The 19100-nt window shown below is 30.6% G+C and carries 20 protein-coding genes; 1 reads left to right on the top strand and 19 read right to left on the bottom strand.

Features of this window, described 5'->3' with window-relative positions:
• The 3 genes from CA_RS06700 to CA_RS06690 form a co-directional block, all read right to left on the bottom strand.
• Complete coding sequence (locus CA_RS06700; protein WP_010964582.1) at positions 1-300, bottom strand: hypothetical protein; 300 nt, start codon at positions 298-300, stop codon at positions 1-3.
• Between the two features lie 58 nt (positions 301-358).
• Positions 359-2902 (bottom strand): cation-transporting P-type ATPase, encoded by a 2544-nt coding sequence (locus CA_RS06695; RefSeq protein WP_010964581.1) that lies wholly within the window; start codon positions 2900-2902, stop codon positions 359-361.
• Between the two features lie 136 nt (positions 2903-3038).
• Complete coding sequence (locus tag CA_RS06690) at positions 3039-3668, bottom strand: ComEA family DNA-binding protein (protein ID WP_010964580.1); 630 nt, start codon at positions 3666-3668, stop codon at positions 3039-3041.
• Between the two features lie 219 nt (positions 3669-3887).
• On the opposite strand from CA_RS06690, the gene CA_RS06685 reads away from it, so the two are divergent.
• Positions 3888-5165: a D-alanyl-D-alanine carboxypeptidase family protein gene (locus CA_RS06685; RefSeq protein WP_010964579.1), complete on the top strand. Its 1278-nt coding sequence runs from the start codon at positions 3888-3890 to the stop codon at positions 5163-5165.
• Positions 5166-5206: 41 nt separating this feature from the next.
• Here CA_RS06685 and CA_RS06680 read toward each other — a convergent pair whose 3' ends face one another.
• The 16 genes from CA_RS06680 to rodA form a co-directional block, all read right to left on the bottom strand.
• Positions 5207-6106: an RluA family pseudouridine synthase gene (locus CA_RS06680; protein ID WP_010964578.1), complete on the bottom strand. Its 900-nt coding sequence runs from the start codon at positions 6104-6106 to the stop codon at positions 5207-5209.
• A 3-nt stretch (positions 6107-6109) separates the two neighbouring features.
• A complete protein-coding gene (locus tag CA_RS06675; RefSeq protein WP_010964577.1) occupies positions 6110-6493 on the bottom strand; it encodes a RidA family protein in 384 nt (127 codons plus the stop codon).
• 15 nt (positions 6494-6508) lie between these two features.
• Positions 6509-7723, bottom strand: a complete 1215-nt coding sequence (locus CA_RS06670; protein ID WP_010964576.1) for an LCP family protein — start codon at positions 7721-7723, stop codon at positions 6509-6511.
• Between the two features lie 8 nt (positions 7724-7731).
• Complete coding sequence (gene yqeK, locus CA_RS06665) at positions 7732-8301, bottom strand: bis(5'-nucleosyl)-tetraphosphatase (symmetrical) YqeK (RefSeq protein ID WP_010964575.1); 570 nt, start codon at positions 8299-8301, stop codon at positions 7732-7734.
• 16 nt (positions 8302-8317) lie between these two features.
• Entirely contained in the window at positions 8318-8920 is a 603-nt protein-coding gene (gene nadD, locus CA_RS06660; RefSeq protein ID WP_010964574.1) for a nicotinate-nucleotide adenylyltransferase, read from the bottom strand.
• Positions 8921-8940: 20 nt separating this feature from the next.
• Complete coding sequence (locus tag CA_RS06655) at positions 8941-9234, bottom strand: YhbY family RNA-binding protein (RefSeq protein WP_034585320.1); 294 nt, start codon at positions 9232-9234, stop codon at positions 8941-8943.
• Between the two features lie 10 nt (positions 9235-9244).
• Complete coding sequence (obgE, locus tag CA_RS06650) at positions 9245-10519, bottom strand: GTPase ObgE (protein WP_010964572.1); 1275 nt, start codon at positions 10517-10519, stop codon at positions 9245-9247.
• A gap of 138 nt (positions 10520-10657) precedes the next feature.
• On the bottom strand, positions 10658-10960 hold the full coding sequence (gene rpmA, locus CA_RS06645; RefSeq protein ID WP_010964571.1) for a 50S ribosomal protein L27: 303 nt from the start codon (positions 10958-10960) through the stop codon (positions 10658-10660).
• Between the two features lie 3 nt (positions 10961-10963).
• The gene (locus CA_RS06640) at positions 10964-11338 is read right to left on the bottom strand and encodes a ribosomal-processing cysteine protease Prp (RefSeq protein WP_010964570.1); all 375 of its coding nucleotides are present in this window, start codon (positions 11336-11338) and stop codon (positions 10964-10966) included.
• A 2-nt stretch (positions 11339-11340) separates the two neighbouring features.
• The gene (rplU, locus tag CA_RS06635) at positions 11341-11652 is read right to left on the bottom strand and encodes a 50S ribosomal protein L21 (RefSeq protein ID WP_010964569.1); all 312 of its coding nucleotides are present in this window, start codon (positions 11650-11652) and stop codon (positions 11341-11343) included.
• 128 nt (positions 11653-11780) lie between these two features.
• Entirely contained in the window at positions 11781-13235 is a 1455-nt protein-coding gene (locus CA_RS06630; protein WP_242663049.1) for a ribonuclease E/G, read from the bottom strand.
• A gap of 24 nt (positions 13236-13259) precedes the next feature.
• On the bottom strand, positions 13260-13976 hold the full coding sequence (locus tag CA_RS06625) for a TIGR03936 family radical SAM-associated protein (RefSeq protein WP_010964567.1): 717 nt from the start codon (positions 13974-13976) through the stop codon (positions 13260-13262).
• The gene (locus CA_RS06620; protein ID WP_010964566.1) at positions 13945-15813 is read right to left on the bottom strand and encodes a TIGR03960 family B12-binding radical SAM protein; all 1869 of its coding nucleotides are present in this window, start codon (positions 15811-15813) and stop codon (positions 13945-13947) included. Before CA_RS06620 ends, CA_RS06625 begins: the two co-directional genes overlap by 32 nt.
• Positions 15814-15890: 77 nt before the next feature.
• Positions 15891-16712, bottom strand: a complete 822-nt coding sequence (locus CA_RS06615) for a site-2 protease family protein (RefSeq protein WP_278046029.1) — start codon at positions 16710-16712, stop codon at positions 15891-15893.
• Between the two features lie 60 nt (positions 16713-16772).
• A complete protein-coding gene (locus CA_RS06610; protein ID WP_010964564.1) occupies positions 16773-17579 on the bottom strand; it encodes a murein hydrolase activator EnvC family protein in 807 nt (268 codons plus the stop codon).
• A 275-nt stretch (positions 17580-17854) separates the two neighbouring features.
• Complete coding sequence (gene rodA / locus CA_RS06605) at positions 17855-18976, bottom strand: rod shape-determining protein RodA (RefSeq protein WP_010964563.1); 1122 nt, start codon at positions 18974-18976, stop codon at positions 17855-17857.
• Positions 18977-19100 lie beyond the last annotated feature (124 nt).

The following is a 19100-nucleotide window of genomic DNA, read 5'->3' as shown; positions in this document are numbered from 1 at the left end:
TCATCTTGTTCTATTGTGATCATATCCACGCATATTGAGTGAGTCTGGAACATTCATAGGCTTTTGACTTTCGCTGTAATCAATCTTAATATATAGCCTTATTACATCACTCTCAATGGACACATCTGTAACATTAGGTATTCCTTCTCTTCCTTTTTCTCTAAAATAGTTATTTACAAAATCCTTTGCTGTATCTTTTGTTATATCTTCATAGCTAAACAAAAAATCATTCTTAGGAATATCTAAACATACACGATTATCATCTTTAGAAATAAAAGTTTCATATACACTATCAAACATACCAATGCACCTCCATTGGTATTTTAACCAAATTGAAATAACAATAATCAGTATATTTCTATTCCGTAAACATTTTTTTCAAAAATATTGCTGCCATCTGTACTACTGCAACTAAACCTATAATTTTCATATCATATAAACTCAATCTATCAATTCCGAAAATATAAGTGCCTAAACTACTCAACGCTATACCTGCCTCTAAAACTAAATTCAAAATTATCACAACAAAAAAATAAATATTTTTCTCGAACTTATCAAACAATCCATAAATTATTTGTTCAAATATAATAGCCCAAAATACAAACACCTGAATATTTAAATTACTAAAAAATGCACTGCTTGCTAAAATTATCACTGCAGGAATTATTCCATTAAAAATTATGGAAGCTGCACTTATATGCCATATTTCTTCTTCTAAATTGAAATCGTATTGTGTTATAACTTTTTTATAGTTAGAAAAAATTGCAATACCATTTATCAAAACATTAAAAAATAGAATCCATAATATCTGTTCTATATTAAACTTTAAATTTAAGTTATTCATATAAAGCAATAAGATTACTGCTACAAGATTAAAGCTCCAAATAAAAACATAATTAATTAAATTTTTAAGTGCTATAATCAATTTTCTACTATTTATAATCATATTTGCAATCATGCCCATATCATTTTTTTCAAAATCTATATCACTTAATCTTTTCACTATCTTATTGGAGTTTTCACCATAGGATATAAATAAATCAGCTTCATTAAGTGCAGGCAGTTCTGTTAATTTTGATCCTGAGCTTAAAACATTGTAGCCTAACTCCTTGAAATTTTTTATGACATCCCGCTTATTTTCTTCCGAAACTCTTGAATAAACACTAATTTTCTCAATGTTATTCTTTATTTCTTCCTCAGACATATTATCCATTTCTACACCTGATAAAACTTCTGTAGCGTCTTTAACAACTTTTATCTTTCTGCCCATAGATATAGCTGTAAGTTTTCCATCTTCTGTGAATATAATCGGTTTTACAGAATTCACAAAGCATTTTTCCACTGCATTTTCTACATCTTCTTTAAAAATACTTTCAAACCCGATTAACCCTACAAATACCAGATTGCTTTCTATATTTTCGTCCGAACTAGGTTTATAACTAAAGTTCCTATAGGCAAAAGCCATTACATATAAGCTCTCATTACTCATTTGTATGTCTGCCATTTTTATACTATTAATTGCTTCTTGAGTAAGTTCTCTTTCAACACCATCCACCATGAAATGAGTACAGTTTTTAAGTATGGAATCCACTGGTCCCTTAACATTAGCTCTGTACCTTTTTCTCATTTTATTTACTGTAGTTTTAATCCTCTTATTACCATTGTATGGGATTTCAAAAACTCTTTTAGCTATCTCTAAATCTACATCTCCACCTTCAACAAACTCCACTATAGCCTTTTCTGCCGCATTTAGAGTTTTGTTTAAATTTCTCTTTGAAGCAAAATCATTACATAAAAAACCGATTTCAAGTATTCTTTTAATATTTGCATTTACAAAAAATTTAGAATCAAAATTTTTTATAGATTCATTATCATAAAACTTTCTAACAAACATATTACTTTTTGTTAAAGCCTCTTCTTTTTCTGTTACAATAACATTTATTTTAGATAAGTTTTCAATTATTGATAAGAACTTCAAGTCAATATTCTTTGATTTAAAGTATGCTCTTATAACTACATACATAGCATATAATAAAAATAATATATTTATTGGTATACCTGCGATAATTAAAAATGATGTTTGCCGCAAAGATTCATTTAATGCCTTTCCGTTTGAATTCATAAAAAACGTAAGTCCAAACCAAGAAATAAAAGAAAAAATAGCTAAGTAGTTCATCCCAACTCTTACTTTCCTTATTAAGAAGTTTCTATTTTTATCATAATTCAATATTGGGGCTACTATTTTACCGAATTCAGTATTATCTCCAACAGCTACCACTATACCTTGACCTTCTCCAGCATACACTACAGACGACTTAAAAAGCATATTTCCCATCTCTGATACTTCTAAAGTCTCCAAGTATATTTTAGCTGAAAACTTTTCCATTATGCTTTCGTCTCCTGTTACACTTACCTCACTTACCTTTAGTCCACTGCATTCTATTATTCTTATATCACCTGGAATAGTATTTCCTTTAGAAAAGATAACTATATCACCAACAACTAAGTCCTCAGAGTTAATATTCATAAGCTTTCCATTTCTGAGAACGCTTACTTTGCTTAGATTAATTTTTTCAATATTCTTGATTGTTTTATAGCTTCTATAATAAGGAAGTATACTTATTATTAGAGCAAATATATCTAAAAGTAGCACTACAAAAAAATAATTAAACTTTCCTATATAAAAAAATGCACATGAACAAAAAATCAAAAAAATAAACCATGGATTAACTATTTCTTTGATCATGCTTAACATTAAATTTTTATTTTTTGTACTGACTATTTTATTGCTCCCATATAATTTTCTGTTTTGTAAAACTTCCTCATCACTTAGTCCCGTTGTATAATTACTCCTAAAGAGGTTAACAACGTCTACAGCTGCTAAACCATACCAATCTGCCATTTTCATCACCCCACCACAGTAGAAATAAAACTTTTGTCCGCTTAAATTTCTAATATAGTATTATATTAACCCCATATTAAAAACTTTACAATTATTATATTTATATCATTTTTTATCGTTTTAATTTGATTTTTCTTTAATTTATATTTACATAATCCATTAAATCCTGTCCTCTTTTTTTACCTATAGCTTTTTGTAAATCTTCTACCGAACTTATTCTACCACCATTTTTTTCTCTATAATCCACTATCCTCTGAGCTAACCCCTTCCCTATACCTTTTATTTTTTTGCTTACAATATCATCTACTGTAGCTGTATTTATATCCAATTTATCTTCTCCTGAAGAATTTTGCTGTGGTTGAGTATTTTCTTGTGATGATGAAGTATTTGTTACTTTACTATCTTTTTCTCCTTGAGCTTTAACATATATATTTGCACCATCAACTAATTTTGCAGCACCATTTATACTAAACTTGTCTGCATTATCTAAAAATCCTCCTGCTTGATCAATCAAATCTTTAACTCTACTATTGGATTTTAGAGAATACACGCCTGGATTTTTCACCGCACCAAAAATTTGCGCACTAACTTCTTTTGTTTCATTTTCATTAGATTTCTTGCTTTTCTTATTATTCATGACTTCAGAAACAGAAACATTACTAGAATTATCCTCCCCCCTACTTTCCACTTCATATCCAATAAAAATCAACACTACAAATATAAAAATTATAGTTATAGATCCCACAACAGCTTTCTTATTTTTCACTATTCACACCACCAAATCTATTTTATATTACAGCTTAATTCTCATATATAAATAAACAAATATTTTAAAAATTAACCATTTACATATATATTTTTTAACTTTCTACTTTTTGAACCTTTAATTGGTATTTTTGACATAACAGTTTTTTTTAAACATTATTTTTTGCCACCTTCATTTTTTTTTGGTATACTGTTATTATCAATTTTTTAGGAGGGTGACATGAGAAAACTAATAATATTCACACTGACTGTAATGTTTTTATTTTCAACGATAAATATTAATATATATGCCAAAGTACCAGATCCACCAAATGTCTCCGCTGATGGCGCAGTTCTAATGGATGGTAATAGTGGACAAATTTTATACGAAAAAAATATGAATGCTTCTTATCCCCCAGCATCAACTACTAAAATAATGACAGCACTTTTAACTCTAGAAAAGTGCAAATTAGATGATAAGGTTAAGGTGAGCAACGACTTTACAACAAAGTACCTTGCTCTTAGGGATGGAAATTCTATAGGAATAACAAATGGAGAAGAGCTTACTGTTCGTGATCTTTTACATGCCCTTTTATTAATTTCAGCAAATGATGCTGCTGTAGCACTTGCTGAGCACATAAGTGGTTCACCTCAGGCATTTGCTACTTTGATGAATAAAAAGGCTGCTGAACTAGGATGTACTAACACCAATTTCAAAAATCCAAATGGTTTATACGATAAGGATCATAAGACTTCAGCTAAGGATCTTGCTTTAATAATGAAGGAACTTTCTAAATATCCTGAATATCAAAAAATTTCAACAACACTTAACTATCAAATGTCTCCAACTAACAATATGGATGCAGAAAAGACAAAGAAATCCAGAAACTTTTGGAACGAGGATAAGTTAGTCTACAAAAATTCAAAAAACTATTATGATAAATGTATTGGTGGAAAAGCTGGTTATACTATTTTATCACTTCATTCCTTTGTTTCTGTTGCTAATAACAATGGAAGAAAGCTTGTTGTTGCACTTGTACACAGTAAAGAGAAAACTTTTTATGATGATTCAAAAGCGTTATTTGAGTATGGTTTTAATAATTTTCAACAGAAAAAGCTATTTTCAAAGGGTGATATAGTTGAAAACTATTATTTAGACGGAACTAAAATCCCTCTTTTAGCCTCTGAAGATTATTACTATTGTACAGAAAATGGTTCAAAAAGTGTTCCAAAGGTTCAGGTTGACAAAAATTCTCTAAAGAAAAAGTATTTTTCAAAGGGAACACAAATTATGGCAGCTAAAATTTCTATAGATGGTAAACAAATTGGAACTTTAAAGCTGAACAGCGCTGTAACTGTTAAATCTAATAAACTTTCTAATGCAAACTCAATTTCAGGTTACTTTGAAGATAACAAAGCGATTATCGGATGTATTCTAGCTGCAATATTATTAATATTAGCTTTACAGTTTTTAAGAATAAAAGTAAGACAAAACAAAGATAAAAGTTCATATTTCTAATTTTCTACATAAATAAAAGGTGAGTTATAAGAATTGCTTCTTTACTCACCTTTTACTTTACTTATAAGATTTTCAATATCTTCTGGCAGTTTAACTTCTATATTCACTATTCTTCCATCCCTAGGATGTGGAAACTGAAGTTTAAAAGCATGAAGTGCCTGCCTTTTAATTAGTTCGCTTTCTTCACCATAAAGACTATCCCCTATTATAGGATTTCCTATGCTGCTTAAATGAACTCTTATTTGATGAGTTCTTCCTGTCTCAAGAACTAATTTTACCTTATCAGCATTTTTATATCTTTCTACTACTTCAAAATGCGTTATACTTTCTTGCCCTCTATCATCTATAGTCCTTCTTATGGGCTCTTCCTCTTCCTTATAGATAGGTTTATCTATAGTTCCCTTAAGGGATGATAAATTTCCTCTTACTACTGCTATATATTCCTTCTTAAAGGTATCTAATTTCATATCTCTAGCTAAGGCCATATGTGAAAATTGGTTTTTAGCCACTAGCACTAAACCTGAAGTATCCATATCCAACCTATTAACTAACCTTACAATGCAATTTTCTCCCTTTTCCCTAAAATAATATAGCAATCCATTAGAAAGAGTTCCATGCTGATAATTTTTCGTAGGGTGTACAATCATATTAGCTGGTTTATTAAGCACTATTATATCAGAGTCTTCATAAACTATATTTAAATCCATTTTTTCAGGATCAACATTTTGACTTTCAGGTTTATTGACGTCTACTTCAATTTTATCGCCTTCTAGTACTCTGTATGATAGTCTTACGGTTTTTCCATTTACAAACAATCTTTCACCAAAAGCTGCCCCTCTTATCAGTCTTGTAGAAAATCCATGAACCTGCTTTAAGTAGTCCCTTATCTTAAAATTTTCATATTTTTTTTCTACTAAATATACAAGCTTATTATCCATCATAACTTAACCTTCCACTACTGCAACAACTTCTATTTCTACAAGAGCATCCTTAGGAAGCTTTGCTTGAACGCAAGATCTTGCTGGCTCATTCTTGCTGAAATATTTGGCATAAATTTCATTAACACTAGAGAAATCATTCATATCCTTAACAAAAACTACAGTTTTAACTACGTTTTCAAAAGATGTACCTGCCTCTTCTAATATTGCTCCTATATTTTTGAAAACCCTATCTGTTGCTTCCTTTATGTCCTTTGAAACAAGCTCACCCGTCTTTGGATCTATAGGCACTTGCCCTGATGTAAACAACAAATTTCCAACTTTAACTGCTTGAGAATAAGGACCTATTGCTCCTGGCGCTTTATCTGTTTTTATTATTTCTTTTCTCATCGTATTCTTCCTTTACTATTTAAAATCTTCACCCTGCAGTATTATTATATCAAATTTCTCTGTTTTTTTGCTTATAAGTTCTACATTACTAAGGCTTAATTTACTCTTTATATAAGGTACATCCTCTTCATCTATTCCGTACAAAGTTACTTTAGTATTCTTAACAGGCTTTTTAGGATAATTTCCTGTAGTAAAGTCATTTTGGAATCCTTTTGCTACAAGTATATCCTTATACTGTTTTGCAAGTCCATTTTTATCTGTACCATTCAAAATTTCAATCTTATAATTTAAACTTGGCTTACTTACTTTTACCTTGTTCCCTGTAGTTAATATATTTTTATTTTCTTTATGATTATACACAAAATACGTATTTCCACCAATGTATACATTTGTTCCATTTATAGATGTAATCTTTAAATTTTCACTTTTTACAGAGGCCAAAGCCTTTCCATACTTGTATATATCAGACGCAGTCATATTAGTCTGTACATTTTTTGCAACCACTTTTAATAAAGATGGCATTTTAAATATCATGCTTTTTCTTTTCATGTTTTGAACTACAGCTGCTACAAACTCATGTTGATTTCTTATTCTAGCTAAATCACTATCAATGTTTTCTTCTGAATTATTATTTTTTTCCCATCTTACAAATTCTTCAGCAGTTTTTCCATCAAGCTTTTGATTTTCTCCTTTATTGAGATGTATATGAATGTTACCATTAGGATCATCATAGTTCATTTTATTATTTATAGTTACATTTACACCACCAATTGAATCAACCATGTTTCTAAAGCCTTTATAATCAAGCTGTAAATAGTAGTTTATATTTATTCCAAAATTACTTTTTATAGCACTTACCAAATACTTAGGACCGTTTATAGAACTCAATTCATTTATTTTTTTTGTGTTACCATCAATAGTTACCTTTGTATCTCTTGGTATTGACACAAGGTTAGCGCTTTTATTTTTCGAATCATAATGCAGAACCATTATAGCATCATTTCTTTTTGAGTAATCTCCAAATTCACTTTCCTTACGTCCTGTGTCTACTCCTGTAATCAGTATATTAACTGCTTCATTATTTTTAGGAGTTACAGCAGCTACATTTATATTTTTAGAATTAGTACTAGTAGAAAATAAGGATACATAAAAAAAGCTTCCAAGACCGATTGCTATGCATAATAAAACAAAACAGCAAACTATTATTACCCTCTTCTTATTAAAATACATTAGCCTACCTACCCCTTTCTAGAAATCAAATAATTTCTTGCTTCTATAGTATTATGATGTAAAAAACCACCCTTATCAATTACAAACTTAATTGTATTATCAAAAGACATTAAAAGAGCTTTATTCAAGTCTTCATCTGCTGCTTTTCTAAGCTCATCAACACCTTTAAATTCTCTACCTGGTTCAATATAATCCGCTATATATATTATTTTCTCCAAGAGAGACATATTGGGTCTTCCTGTAGTGTGAAACTCTATAGCATTAAGTACATCTTCATCATCAATTCCTATAACTTTTTTAGCTAAAATTCTTCCAGCAAGACCATGGAGAAGATAAGAATTTCTTATATCCTCATCTCCTAATTCATAGCCTTCGTTGGTACATATTTCAATAATCTTCTCACCAGGTAGTTTTTTTGCACAATCATGTACAAGTCCTGCTATTCTGGCCTTTTCTGTGTCCTCATTATAAATTCCAGCAAGTCTAACTGCAGTATCCATAACACCTAAGCTATGTTTATATCTCTTTTCACCTAAATTATTCATTAAGTAATCTGTAATTTTATCATATGACCACATATTAAAATATACACCTTCAAACATATAGTTTATTTTTTTTAATTATATCGTAAATTTTCTCAGGAACCAAATCTCCTATATATTCATTTTCTCTAATTTTTTGCCTTATTATGGTAGAAGAAATATCTATTGGCTTAATATCTAAAAATACTATATTATTTATGTATTTTTTTTCCAAATACTCTTTTTGTTCTAAAACTTGACTTTTATTGTATCCACTCCTATTAAAAACTATAAACTTACATAAGCTTAATATAGTATTTACATTTCTCCATTTGTCTAAATCCATAAGACTATCCAATCCGGCAATAAAAAACCAATCTACATCTTTTTGAGAACGAGAAAAATGCTCAAGTGTTTCATAGGTATAGCTAATTCCTTTTTTTTTAATTTCGTAATCATCTATCCTAAACTTACAATTATCTTTAATAGCCTCTTTTACCATTTCATATCTTAATTCTGCCGGTGCTATTCCCTTTTCACTTTTATGTGGAGGATTCCCTGATGGCACAAATATTAACTCATCCAGCTGAAGTTTCTCTATACTCTTAGCTGCTATATTTAAATGTGCATTATGAATAGGATTAAAGGTTCCTCCAAAAATAGCTTTTTTTTTCATTATATCACTCTTTTGCACTTCTAATTAATTAATTTTATTTTAGGCTTTTTCCTTGATTGCCTATATATAACAAGTTTTTTACCTATTGCCTGTATTCCCTCGCAATTAAGTTTTTCACATAAAACATCACTAGCTTCTCTTGGTGTCATTCCGCTGCTTTCAAGCACGTTTATCTTTATAAGTTCTCTAGCCTCAAGTGCATCGTCTAATTGCTTTAAAATAGCCTCATCAATGCCATTCTTACCTATTTGGAATATAACCTCCATAGTATTTGCCATACTTCTTAAATAAGCCCTCTGTTTCCCAGTCAATATAAATCTCCTCCTACTTTAAGAATTCAAATTCAAAATCATTAAGTCTTACCATATCTCCATCTTTTATTCCCATTTCTTCAAGCTCTGCCATTACACCTTTATTTCTTAAAACCTTGTGAAAATATCTAAAAGAATCTGGTTCATTTACATTTACACTTGCAAGAAGTCTATCAACAAAAGTTCCCTCAACAATATAAGTATCGCCTTCTTTTCTAATTGTGTAAGTAAAGTGTTTATCTTCTGGTACAAACCTCTCCTCTTCTGGTATTTCCATATCTGTAACTGGGATAGTACTTAAAACTCTAGCACATTCCTTTAAAAGATCCTCAACTCCCATTCTAGTTGCAGCAGATATTTTAAATACGTTCTTGTATCCTAGCTTATTAAGCTCTTCTCTAAACTTATTAAATTGATCATCATCATATACCATATCAGCTTTATTAGCTGCTACAATCTGAGGTCTATCCCACAACTTTATATTATATTTTTTAAGCTCTTCATTTATTTTAAGAAAATCTTCTAAGGGATCTCTGCCTTCTGATCCAGATATATCTACTACATGCACTAAAAGTCGTGTTCTTTCAATGTGTCTTAAGAATTCAAATCCAAGCCCAACACCTTCTGATGCACCTTCTATTATTCCTGGTATATCTGCCATTACAAAGCTGCTAATTCCACTAACATCAACAACGCCAAGATTTGGAGTTATAGTCGTAAAGTGATAGTTAGCGATCTTAGGTCTTGCCTTAGATGCCACTGAAAGAAGTGTGGATTTACCAACATTAGGGAAACCAATTAATCCTACATCTGCAAGCAATTTCAACTCTAAACTTATCCATCTTTCTTCTCCTGGCATGCCCGGTTGTGCAAAGTTAGGCGCCTGTCTTGTTGGAGTGCAGAACTTTACATTTCCCTTTCCTCCTCTTCCACCTTTTACAATTACAAATTTATCATCTTTATGTGCTAAATCTGCCATTATTTTATCTGTTTCTACATCTCTAATTATAGTACCCATTGGAACTTTTATGTAAAGATCTTTTCCATCTCTTCCATAACATTTAGCTCCTTGACCATTTTGTCCTCTCTCCGACACATACTTTCTTTTATACTTAAAGTCAAGTAGAGTTGTCATGTTAGGATCTACAACAAGTATTACATCTCCACCTTCTCCTCCGTCTCCTCCGTCAGGACCTCCAAGCGGAATATATTTTTCACGTCTAAATGACACAGCTCCATCGCCGCCATCTCCTGATTTAACAAAAATCCTAGCCTTATCTACAAACATTTATCTCACCTTTACCTTCAACTTTATTTACAAAGTTCTATAATAAATTTTTATAAAAACTATATATATTATTCCTATATTTAATTGTTTTTATAATTTAAACTTTAAAAAAGCACCCTTAGTAAAGGGTGCTTAATACTATTCAGCTACGCTTTGTTCAATTTCAACTGGATAAACGCTTGCGAATTTCTTATCTTTTCCGCGTTTCTCGAATTTAACTAATCCATCAGCTTTAGCAAAGAGTGTATCATCTTTACCTCTACCTACATTAACACCTGGATGAATTTTTGTTCCCCTCTGTCTAACAATTATGTTTCCAGCTAAAACAAATTCACCATCAGAAGCTTTAACTCCAAGTCTCTTAGACTCACTGTCTCTTCCGTTTTTGGAACTACCCATTCCTTTTTTGTGCGCACACAAACTAAGATTAATTGAAAGCATAAATTACACCTCCTCAACGCTAACTTTTATATACTCATCATAGCTTTCCGCTAAATTTTCAAATCCTAACAATGTAGTTTTCATAAGAACCTGTGCTCTTTCAAGATCATTTAAATCTAAATTTTCAAGATTTAAAGCTATGTATCCTTCCTTTGCAGAATAATTCACTTTAATATGTAAAACTTCTTCAATTCCTAGTATACATACTTGACCTAAAAGAGATACTGCACTACAAACTGCATTGTCATATAGCATATCTGTTTCCTCATCATAATTTTCAAGATGCCTCTCGGAATCCTTTGCCATACGATCAGCATGACCTGTTATAACATAAGAAACAACCACATTATTTTTTTTCTTAAAAACTACATCAATCATAATTAAGCTTGTATCTTTTCAATTACAAGTTTAGTATAAGCCTGTCTGTGTCCTCTTTTTCTTCTGTAGTCTTTCTTTCTCTTATACTTAAATACGATGATTTTCTTACTTTTACCCTGAGCTTCAACTTTTGCTACAACTTTTGCTCCTTCAACTACAGGTTTTCCTAAAACTAAACCATCTTCCTTTGAAACTGCAAGAACCTCATTAAGTTCAATTGTTGAATCAACTTCAGCTGCAATTTTCTCAACGTAAATTGCATCTCCCTCTTGAACTTTGTACTGTTTTCCTCCAGTAGCTATAACTGCGTACATTAACAAACACCTCCTCATTTACGGCCTCGCCAATAGGGGTACACAATAAATTGTGTTTAATAAAAACCCGTTTTGTGCGGTCTACATGTGCCATTGTACCATATCACTTAAACTTTGTAAAGAATTTTTCATCCATAAATTTTATATTGCTGCATTTTCTCCATATCACTGGAAAGTTCTCTAAAATTTATCTTGAAAACATCTGGCTTGCTTTTATATTCAATGTATACAGATAAATTATCCGCACCTATATCTTTTATGAACCCTTCAACATCTAAAGATATTTTATTTTCATATCTCTTATCCATCTCGATGTATATACTCTTTGCCTTTTCGTGCTCCTCTAAAAATCTTATAACCTTATTTCTCATAAGATTCTTCATGTATTCAAAGTTCAATTTACGCCCGCTTCCAATGCAACTATCACATTTTTCTTCGAGATAGTCATAGATAGATTTTCCTCTTCTTCTTCTTGCAATTTGCACTATATTTAACTCAGTAAAAGGATATACTATGGTCTTATTTTTATCCTTTAAAAATCCTTGTTTGAGTACATTTACTATCTTACTCTTAGCTTCCTCATCAGTTATATCTATAAAATCAATTACTATTATACCACTTAAATTTCTAAGTATAATCTGTCGTGCAGCCTCTTTTGCCGCTTCCATATTAGTTAGAAATGCTGTTCTAGCTAGATTGGAATTCTTTATGTTCTTTCCAGAATTTACATCAATCACATGCATTGCTTCTGTGTTATCTATTATAAGATATCCACCGCATTTTAACATAACTTTTCTATCTATAAGCTTTACTATTTCTCTTTCAAAACCATAATACTCCATAAGACTTATATTGCTGTCATGAAGTTTCAAATTACATTTCATATCCTTCTTTGTTAGTATATAATTTTGAATATTATCGAAATCTTTTTTGTCATTAACTACAACAGTTAAATCTGCTACATCTTCATTGTCTCTCATGATTCTTTCTATTGTGCCGCCTGCATTATAAACAATTCCAACTTTATTTGAATATTTAGCTTTTTTTCTTATACCTACATAGGTTTCATATAGGTTCTCTATTTCATTATTTATATCCTCTAAACTAACATTTTGTGCATTAGTTCTAATCATTACCCCTACATCTTCTGGCTTTTTAACGTTTTCCTTTAGCATTTTTATGTATTTAGAATCCGATATTTTTTTTGAAATATTTATGTCTGTATTTAAAGTAATTATAACCGAATATCTTCCAGGTATAGTTATTGCATTACTTACCTTTGGTCCTTTACTTCCTATGCTTTCTTTTACTATTTCAACAAGCATTTCATCGCCTTTTTTAATATTCACATTATTAAACTTACTGTCCATATAAAGATATCCATTTTTACCATTGCCTATGTCTACAAATGCACATTTAATAGCTGGTACTATATTTTTAACAACGCCTTTATATATTGCTCCTGAGTAAATTTCTTCCTTTTCATCCTCTATAAAGCATTCTTTGAATTCACCATTATCCAATACAGCTACCTTTAAAAAATCTGTACATCTTTCTATAAAAATCTTTTTCAATAAAAACACCTCTTACTAGACTTTTCATGGATGCTAAACAAAATATCTATAAAGTTCAACTAGTTTCTTATTCTTAAGTGCATACATCTCAATTCTTTTTATATCCGAAAAGGAATTTTCAAGCACATTACTAGTATGTTTTTTTATATATTCACATAAAAGATCTGGTGAAAGATTTTCACGACTTCCACATGCTACAAGAGTATCTATTTCTAATATTCCCTCACTTATTTTGTATGAAAATCTTTTTACCATTCCCTTAATATTGACTATTTTTTCACTCTTCTTAGTCTTCTTGAGTATTGACCAATTTTCATCCTTAATGATTTTTTCAATTTCTTCTTTAAGGCTTTCCGTACTTTTATACTTTATTTTTATAAAATATCTAGCAGCCTCAATTACTGCCATAGAACTTTCTACTTTTTTACCAGAGTCATAGTATTCTTTTTCTATTTTTATTACATCTAAAGCTTTTAAATCATTAGTTGCTGCCTTATTAAAAGTCTCTTTTATTTTATCTTCACTGACTTCTTCTTTAAGATTGAGGTCAAAGTACTCACCATCTGAGTAAATTCCAACCGAAAGTGGCTGAGCTATTGACATTGACATATGAGGATTAAATCCCTTTGAGTACTCAGCAGGAATTCCTGCTCTTTTTACCGTTCTTTGAATAGCCCTCATTATATCTAAATGTGAAACAAATTTTATGTTAGAGCCCTTACTGTACTTTATTAAATAGCGCACCTTCAAAGCACTTCCCTTCTTTGAAATTTACATTAACACCGCAGTTTGTGCAGCCTCCCCTACAATCTGGCGTAACTACCTCTTCCTTGGCCTTTTCGTTTTCACTTATTAAAAACTTTTTAGAAACTCCTATGTCTATAAAATCCCATGGAAGAACTTCATCGTAGCTTCTATTTCTATAAACATAAAAATCAGGATCAACATTGCATTCTTTAAAGGCCTCCATCCATACATCATTGTTGAAGTATTCAGACCAGCCGTCAAATTTTTCTCCTTTTTCAAATGCTTTTATAAGAACATCGCAGACTCTTCTATCTCCTCTTGCAAAAACTGCCTCAAGATAACTTACTGGTGTCTCATGCCAGTTATAATTTATTACACGTGTTCCATTTAATTCATCTCTTAACTCGCTTATTTTTTCTCTTACAGATTCTATATTATCCATAGGTGACCACTGGAATGGTGTAAAAGGTTTTGGTACAAATATTGATGTGCTAAGAGTAACCTTAAGACCTTTCTTTCTTTCTTCCTTTGGTACCTTATAATATTCCTCAACAACTTTTTTACCTAGCTCTCCTATGCCTCTTACATCCTTTATAGTTTCATATGGAAGTCCTATCATGAAGTATAACTTTATAGTAGTCCAACCATTCTTAAAGGCACTGCTTACTGAATCAATTAAATTTTGCTCAGTTACTCCCTTATTTATAACATCTCTCATTCTTTGACTTCCAGCCTCTGGTGCAAAAGTAAGACCTGACTTTCTAACTTTTTGAAGCTCTTTTATAAGATCAACCGAAAAGGAATCTATTCTAAGTGATGGAAGTGATACACTTACATTATTCTCCTTATACTTCTCAATTAAACTGTATACAAGATTTTTAATATCTGAATAATCGCATATACTAAGTGATGTCAACGACATCTCCTCATAACCTGTATTTTTTATTATTTTATCTGCAAGCTCCATAAGTCTGTCTGTTTTCTTCTCTCTAACCGGTCTATATATCATTCCAGCCTGACAGAATCTGCAGCCCCTTGTACAACCTCTGAAGGTCTCAAGCATGATTCTATCATGTACTATTTCGCTATAAGGTACTATAAAATCATCTGGGTATACAACATCGTTAAAATTAGTTATTATTCTTTTTTTAACCTTCGTTGGAACATCATCATATAAAGGTTTAAACTCCTTTATAGTATTATCCTCATTGTATGACACCTCATAAAGAGAAGGTACATAAGTTCCCTCTATATGTGATGCCATTCTTAAAAACTCTTTTCTAGTTAATTTATCTTTCTTGCACTTCTTATACAAATCAACTAACTCACTTAAATGCTCCTCACCCTCACCTAAAGAAAAAATATCGGCAATGTCATAAAGAGGCTCAGGATTATATGCACATGGTCCACCACATACAATAATAGGATCATCTTCTCCTCTTTCAGATGCTCTTACTTTAACCTTTGCAAGATCAAGCATATTAAGTATATTAGTATAGCTCATTTCATATTGAAGAGTAAAAGCTATAAAATCAAAATTAGTTATAGGATCCTTTGTTTCAAGTGCATAAAGAGGCATGTCATTTTCTCTCATTAATTTTTCCATATCTGGCCATGGAGCAAATACTCTTTCACAGTACGTATCTTCTCTCTTATTTAAAACATTATACAATATCTTCATTCCTAAATGAGACATTCCAACTTCATATACATCTGGGAAACAAAAGGCAAATCTCACATCCACCTTATCCTTATCTTTAATAACAGAGTTAAATTCTCCGCCTATATACCTTGCTGGCTTTTCTACCCTAAATAAAACATCATCAATAATGTTATTCATCTATTTTCCTCCTAAAAATCGCTCATTTTTATATTCTAACACATACTTAAAAAAATGTTCAACAGTTAAAATTTATCTCAGTCATTACTTTCTCTTAATTCTACCAATTTTCCAAAAGTAATATTTCCATAGTTCTTTAAAGCCTCGAGCATTTCTTCTTCATAAATTAAATCTATAACCTTCATCTCTTTATTTAAAACCGTAACTACTGTGTATTTGTTTTTATCAATAACTTTAAGAGCATTTAAAAGGTTATTCTCAGCGGATACTGAAATCATTCTATTTTCAATATACCCTTTCCTTAGAAATATTATTTTTTTTCTTATTATATCACCCATAACAATATAGACCATCCTTCCTTTTTCTTTAAAAGAGCAGAATAGTATAAAAAAAGCTACCACTAGCATATTAATGCTTTTTACACTAAAGAAAAGTCCTACAATTGAAAAAATGCAAAATATTATTCCTATAACTATACTTATATATATACTTACTTCATTTGCCTTTCTATAAGGGATTTTCTCAGAAAGCACCTCTTTCATAATTCTCCCCCCATCTAAAGGATAAGCAGGTATTAAATTAAATAAGCCAAGGGACAGATTTGTAAAGTATAGTGAATAATATATATGCCTGCCGCTGTTTTTAAATATAACATAAAAAATAACCGCCAGAATTAAATTTAAAATGGGTCCAGATAAAGAAATAATAATATCCTCCTTTTGAGTTGCGTAATCAATTTTTTTAAGTCTCAAAACAGCACCAAAAGGCAGTATTTCTATATCAAAACCACTGAACCCGAACATTCTGGCAGTTAAATAATGTGTAAACTCATGAATAATAACTAAAATAACGACACTAAAAATTTCACCTCTAAATCCTATAAAAAATAAAATTATCATATATGGAATAAAATATTTGCTTAATTTAAACAATTAATCACTCCGAAACATTGCTTAGTCTTATTTGAAAGTAAAATAATTTTCAGGGTCTTGATTCTCACCCATATACATTATTTCAAAATGTAAGTACGATTTTGAAGCATCATCATTCTTCTTAACCTTACCTAAAACTTCTCCTTTTGTAACTCCATCTCCTCTTTGAACCTCAAAAGAATCCATATTAGAGTATTTGCTTTCAACTCCATCACCATTATCTACCATAACATATTTACCAAAGTCTTTATCTTCCCCTACTTTTTCCACTGTACCATCGTATATTGCCTTCACATCCAAATCACTATTAGCTTTAATATCCACACCATTATTTAAATACTGATTTCCTAAAACATCCTTATCCTTTTGCTTAAAATGTGAAGCAATCTTTCCATTAATGGGCAAACAATATTCTTGCTTTATTTTGGCACCAAAGGTCTTTTCTCCTGTTACCCTGGCTTTTAAATTTTCAATATAATCCACAGACTGATTTTTAAGTGAATCCATATCTATTTTACTTGCATAGGTCTCCACATCATTTAAATTAAACCCTTCAATATAAGAAAGTATCTGCGAATAGTCATAATTATATGAAACAGTATATTTTATATAATTACAGGCTGCTTTAGTTTCAGGTGTTATAACTTCTCTTAAAGAGAATACAGCTAAAAACAATACTAAAGTACCTATTAGCTGAAATTCAATCTTCTTTATTATTTTTTCACCAAGGTTTTTTCTGTTAAAACCACTACTCTTATAGTAACTGCTTGTTCTAATGCTTCTATTCTGTAAGTTCCTATAGTAATTTTCGTACTGAGAATTGTAATTTCCCATGCTATCCTCCTATTGATACGTTAATAATAAAAGTAAAAGGCTGCTTCAAAATGAGCTTAGATTTTTAAGTATAAAAAAGTCACAATTAAATTTTTTACTTTAAAAGTGATTAAAAATCATTTCTCAGAAACAACCTCTTAAATTAATTTCCTTATATATATATTTCACTTTTCTACTTTTATTACTAATTATGGAGTATATTAAAAAATTGATTTATGCATACAGCTAATTTAAATAAACCAGCATTTTCAAGTATGCATAAATCAATTCTAAATTTAAAAGTTAATTTTATTTTTTCTTACACCTATGCTAAGTATAATTCCAATAGCTATAAATGCCGTAAACATGGAACTTCCTCCATAACTCATAAATGGAAGAGTAAGTCCAGATATAGGCGCTATTCCTATTGTCATTCCCATGTTTTGATACACGGAAAATAAGAATGTAGATGCCATTCCAACACAGAATATTTTTCCAAAGGCATCCTTTGAATTCTTGGACATCTTGATAATTCTATATATGAGTATAATATATAGAAGCATTAAAACAATTGCTCCAATAAGTCCCCATTCCTCTCCGACTACAGAAAATATAAAATCGGTATAGTTTTCAGGAATATATCCTCCTTGGATTTGCGTCCCCTTTAAGAAGCCTTTTCCAAATATGCCACCAGAACCTATAGCTATTTTAGACTGAATGAGCTGAAGTCCTGTTGAAGAACTATACTTTTCAGGATTTAAAAAAGACGTAAGCCTTGCTTTCCAATACTGCTGCATCAATGAAGTATTCCAAATACCTACAACCGCAACTATAATACCGAATATTCCTCCAAATATAACTCTCAAATCAAGTCCAGCCGCAAAAACAATCCCTAGTACTGTGAAGAAATATACCATGGCCATTCCCATATCTGGTTGAATTAAAACAAGAGCAGTTGGTATTGCAGCATATATTAAGATTATAAAGAAGTTTTTAACGTTATTTATTCCATCCTTCATTGCATCTACTTTTTTTGCAAGAATAATTACTAGAGCAATTTTAGCAAATTCCGAAGGCTGAATAGCTCTTTGTCCTATAGCAATCCAACCTGTAGCACCGTTTCTCGTACTTCCAAAAATATCATTAATCACAAGAAGCACAACAGCTAAACCGTATATAATTTCTGCATAATTCTTAAGAAAATCATAGTCCATCTTAATTATTATGTATATAGCAATTATTCCCATCAAGCACCATATTAATTGAAGCTTCCATGTACTTGCAAGCGCACTATTTCTATGAACCGCACTGTAAATGTTTAGTGAGCTAAAAATAGCAATTACTATGGGGATTAGAAATATTAAAAAATCTATCTGCTTTAATGTTCTTTTATCAATTTTTAGTTTATTTAATATCATGTCTCTTCCCTCCACTTTTATGATTATACCACAAAAAAAAGAAAAAGCCATGCACTCATATTAGAGTTCTATATGCAAATAATTAATTTACTGTAAACATTATTTACATATATATACACAGCTT

The organism is Clostridium acetobutylicum ATCC 824 (genome assembly GCF_000008765.1).
Lineage (GTDB): Bacteria > Bacillota > Clostridia > Clostridiales > Clostridiaceae > Clostridium_S > Clostridium_S acetobutylicum.
Note: the sequence above shows the minus strand (reverse complement) of the source record. Positions and strands in the feature narration are given on the sequence as shown.

What these genes read in the sequence shown, in the direction of transcription:
- CA_RS06700 (WP_010964582.1), bottom strand. Translation starts at nt 300, where the DNA reads ATGTTTGATAGTGTATATGAAACTTTTATTTCTAAAGATGATAATCGT.
- CA_RS06695 (WP_010964581.1), bottom strand. Translation starts at nt 2,902, where the DNA reads ATGGCAGATTGGTATGGTTTAGCAGCTGTAGACGTTGTTAACCTCTTT.
- CA_RS06685 (WP_010964579.1), top strand. Translation starts at nt 3,888, where the DNA reads ATGAGAAAACTAATAATATTCACACTGACTGTAATGTTTTTATTTTCA.
- CA_RS06680 (WP_010964578.1), bottom strand. Translation starts at nt 6,106, where the DNA reads ATGATGGATAATAAGCTTGTATATTTAGTAGAAAAAAAATATGAAAAT.
- CA_RS06675 (WP_010964577.1), bottom strand. Translation starts at nt 6,493, where the DNA reads ATGAGAAAAGAAATAATAAAAACAGATAAAGCGCCAGGAGCAATAGGT.
- CA_RS06670 (WP_010964576.1), bottom strand. Translation starts at nt 7,723, where the DNA reads ATGTATTTTAATAAGAAGAGGGTAATAATAGTTTGCTGTTTTGTTTTA.
- yqeK (WP_010964575.1), bottom strand. Translation starts at nt 8,301, where the DNA reads ATGTGGTCATATGATAAAATTACAGATTACTTAATGAATAATTTAGGT.
- nadD (WP_010964574.1), bottom strand. Translation starts at nt 8,920, where the DNA reads ATGAAAAAAAAAGCTATTTTTGGAGGAACCTTTAATCCTATTCATAAT.
- obgE (WP_010964572.1), bottom strand. Translation starts at nt 10,519, where the DNA reads ATGTTTGTAGATAAGGCTAGGATTTTTGTTAAATCAGGAGATGGCGGC.
- rpmA (WP_010964571.1), bottom strand. Translation starts at nt 10,960, where the DNA reads ATGCTTTCAATTAATCTTAGTTTGTGTGCGCACAAAAAAGGAATGGGT.
- CA_RS06640 (WP_010964570.1), bottom strand. Translation starts at nt 11,338, where the DNA reads ATGATTGATGTAGTTTTTAAGAAAAAAAATAATGTGGTTGTTTCTTAT.
- rplU (WP_010964569.1), bottom strand. Translation starts at nt 11,652, where the DNA reads ATGTACGCAGTTATAGCTACTGGAGGAAAACAGTACAAAGTTCAAGAG.
- CA_RS06620 (WP_010964566.1), bottom strand. Translation starts at nt 15,813, where the DNA reads ATGAATAACATTATTGATGATGTTTTATTTAGGGTAGAAAAGCCAGCA.
- CA_RS06615 (WP_278046029.1), bottom strand. Translation starts at nt 16,712, where the DNA reads ATGATAATTTTATTTTTTATAGGATTTAGAGGTGAAATTTTTAGTGTC.
- CA_RS06610 (WP_010964564.1), bottom strand. Translation starts at nt 17,579, where the DNA reads ATGGGAAATTACAATTCTCAGTACGAAAATTACTATAGGAACTTACAG.
- rodA (WP_010964563.1), bottom strand. Translation starts at nt 18,976, where the DNA reads ATGATATTAAATAAACTAAAAATTGATAAAAGAACATTAAAGCAGATA.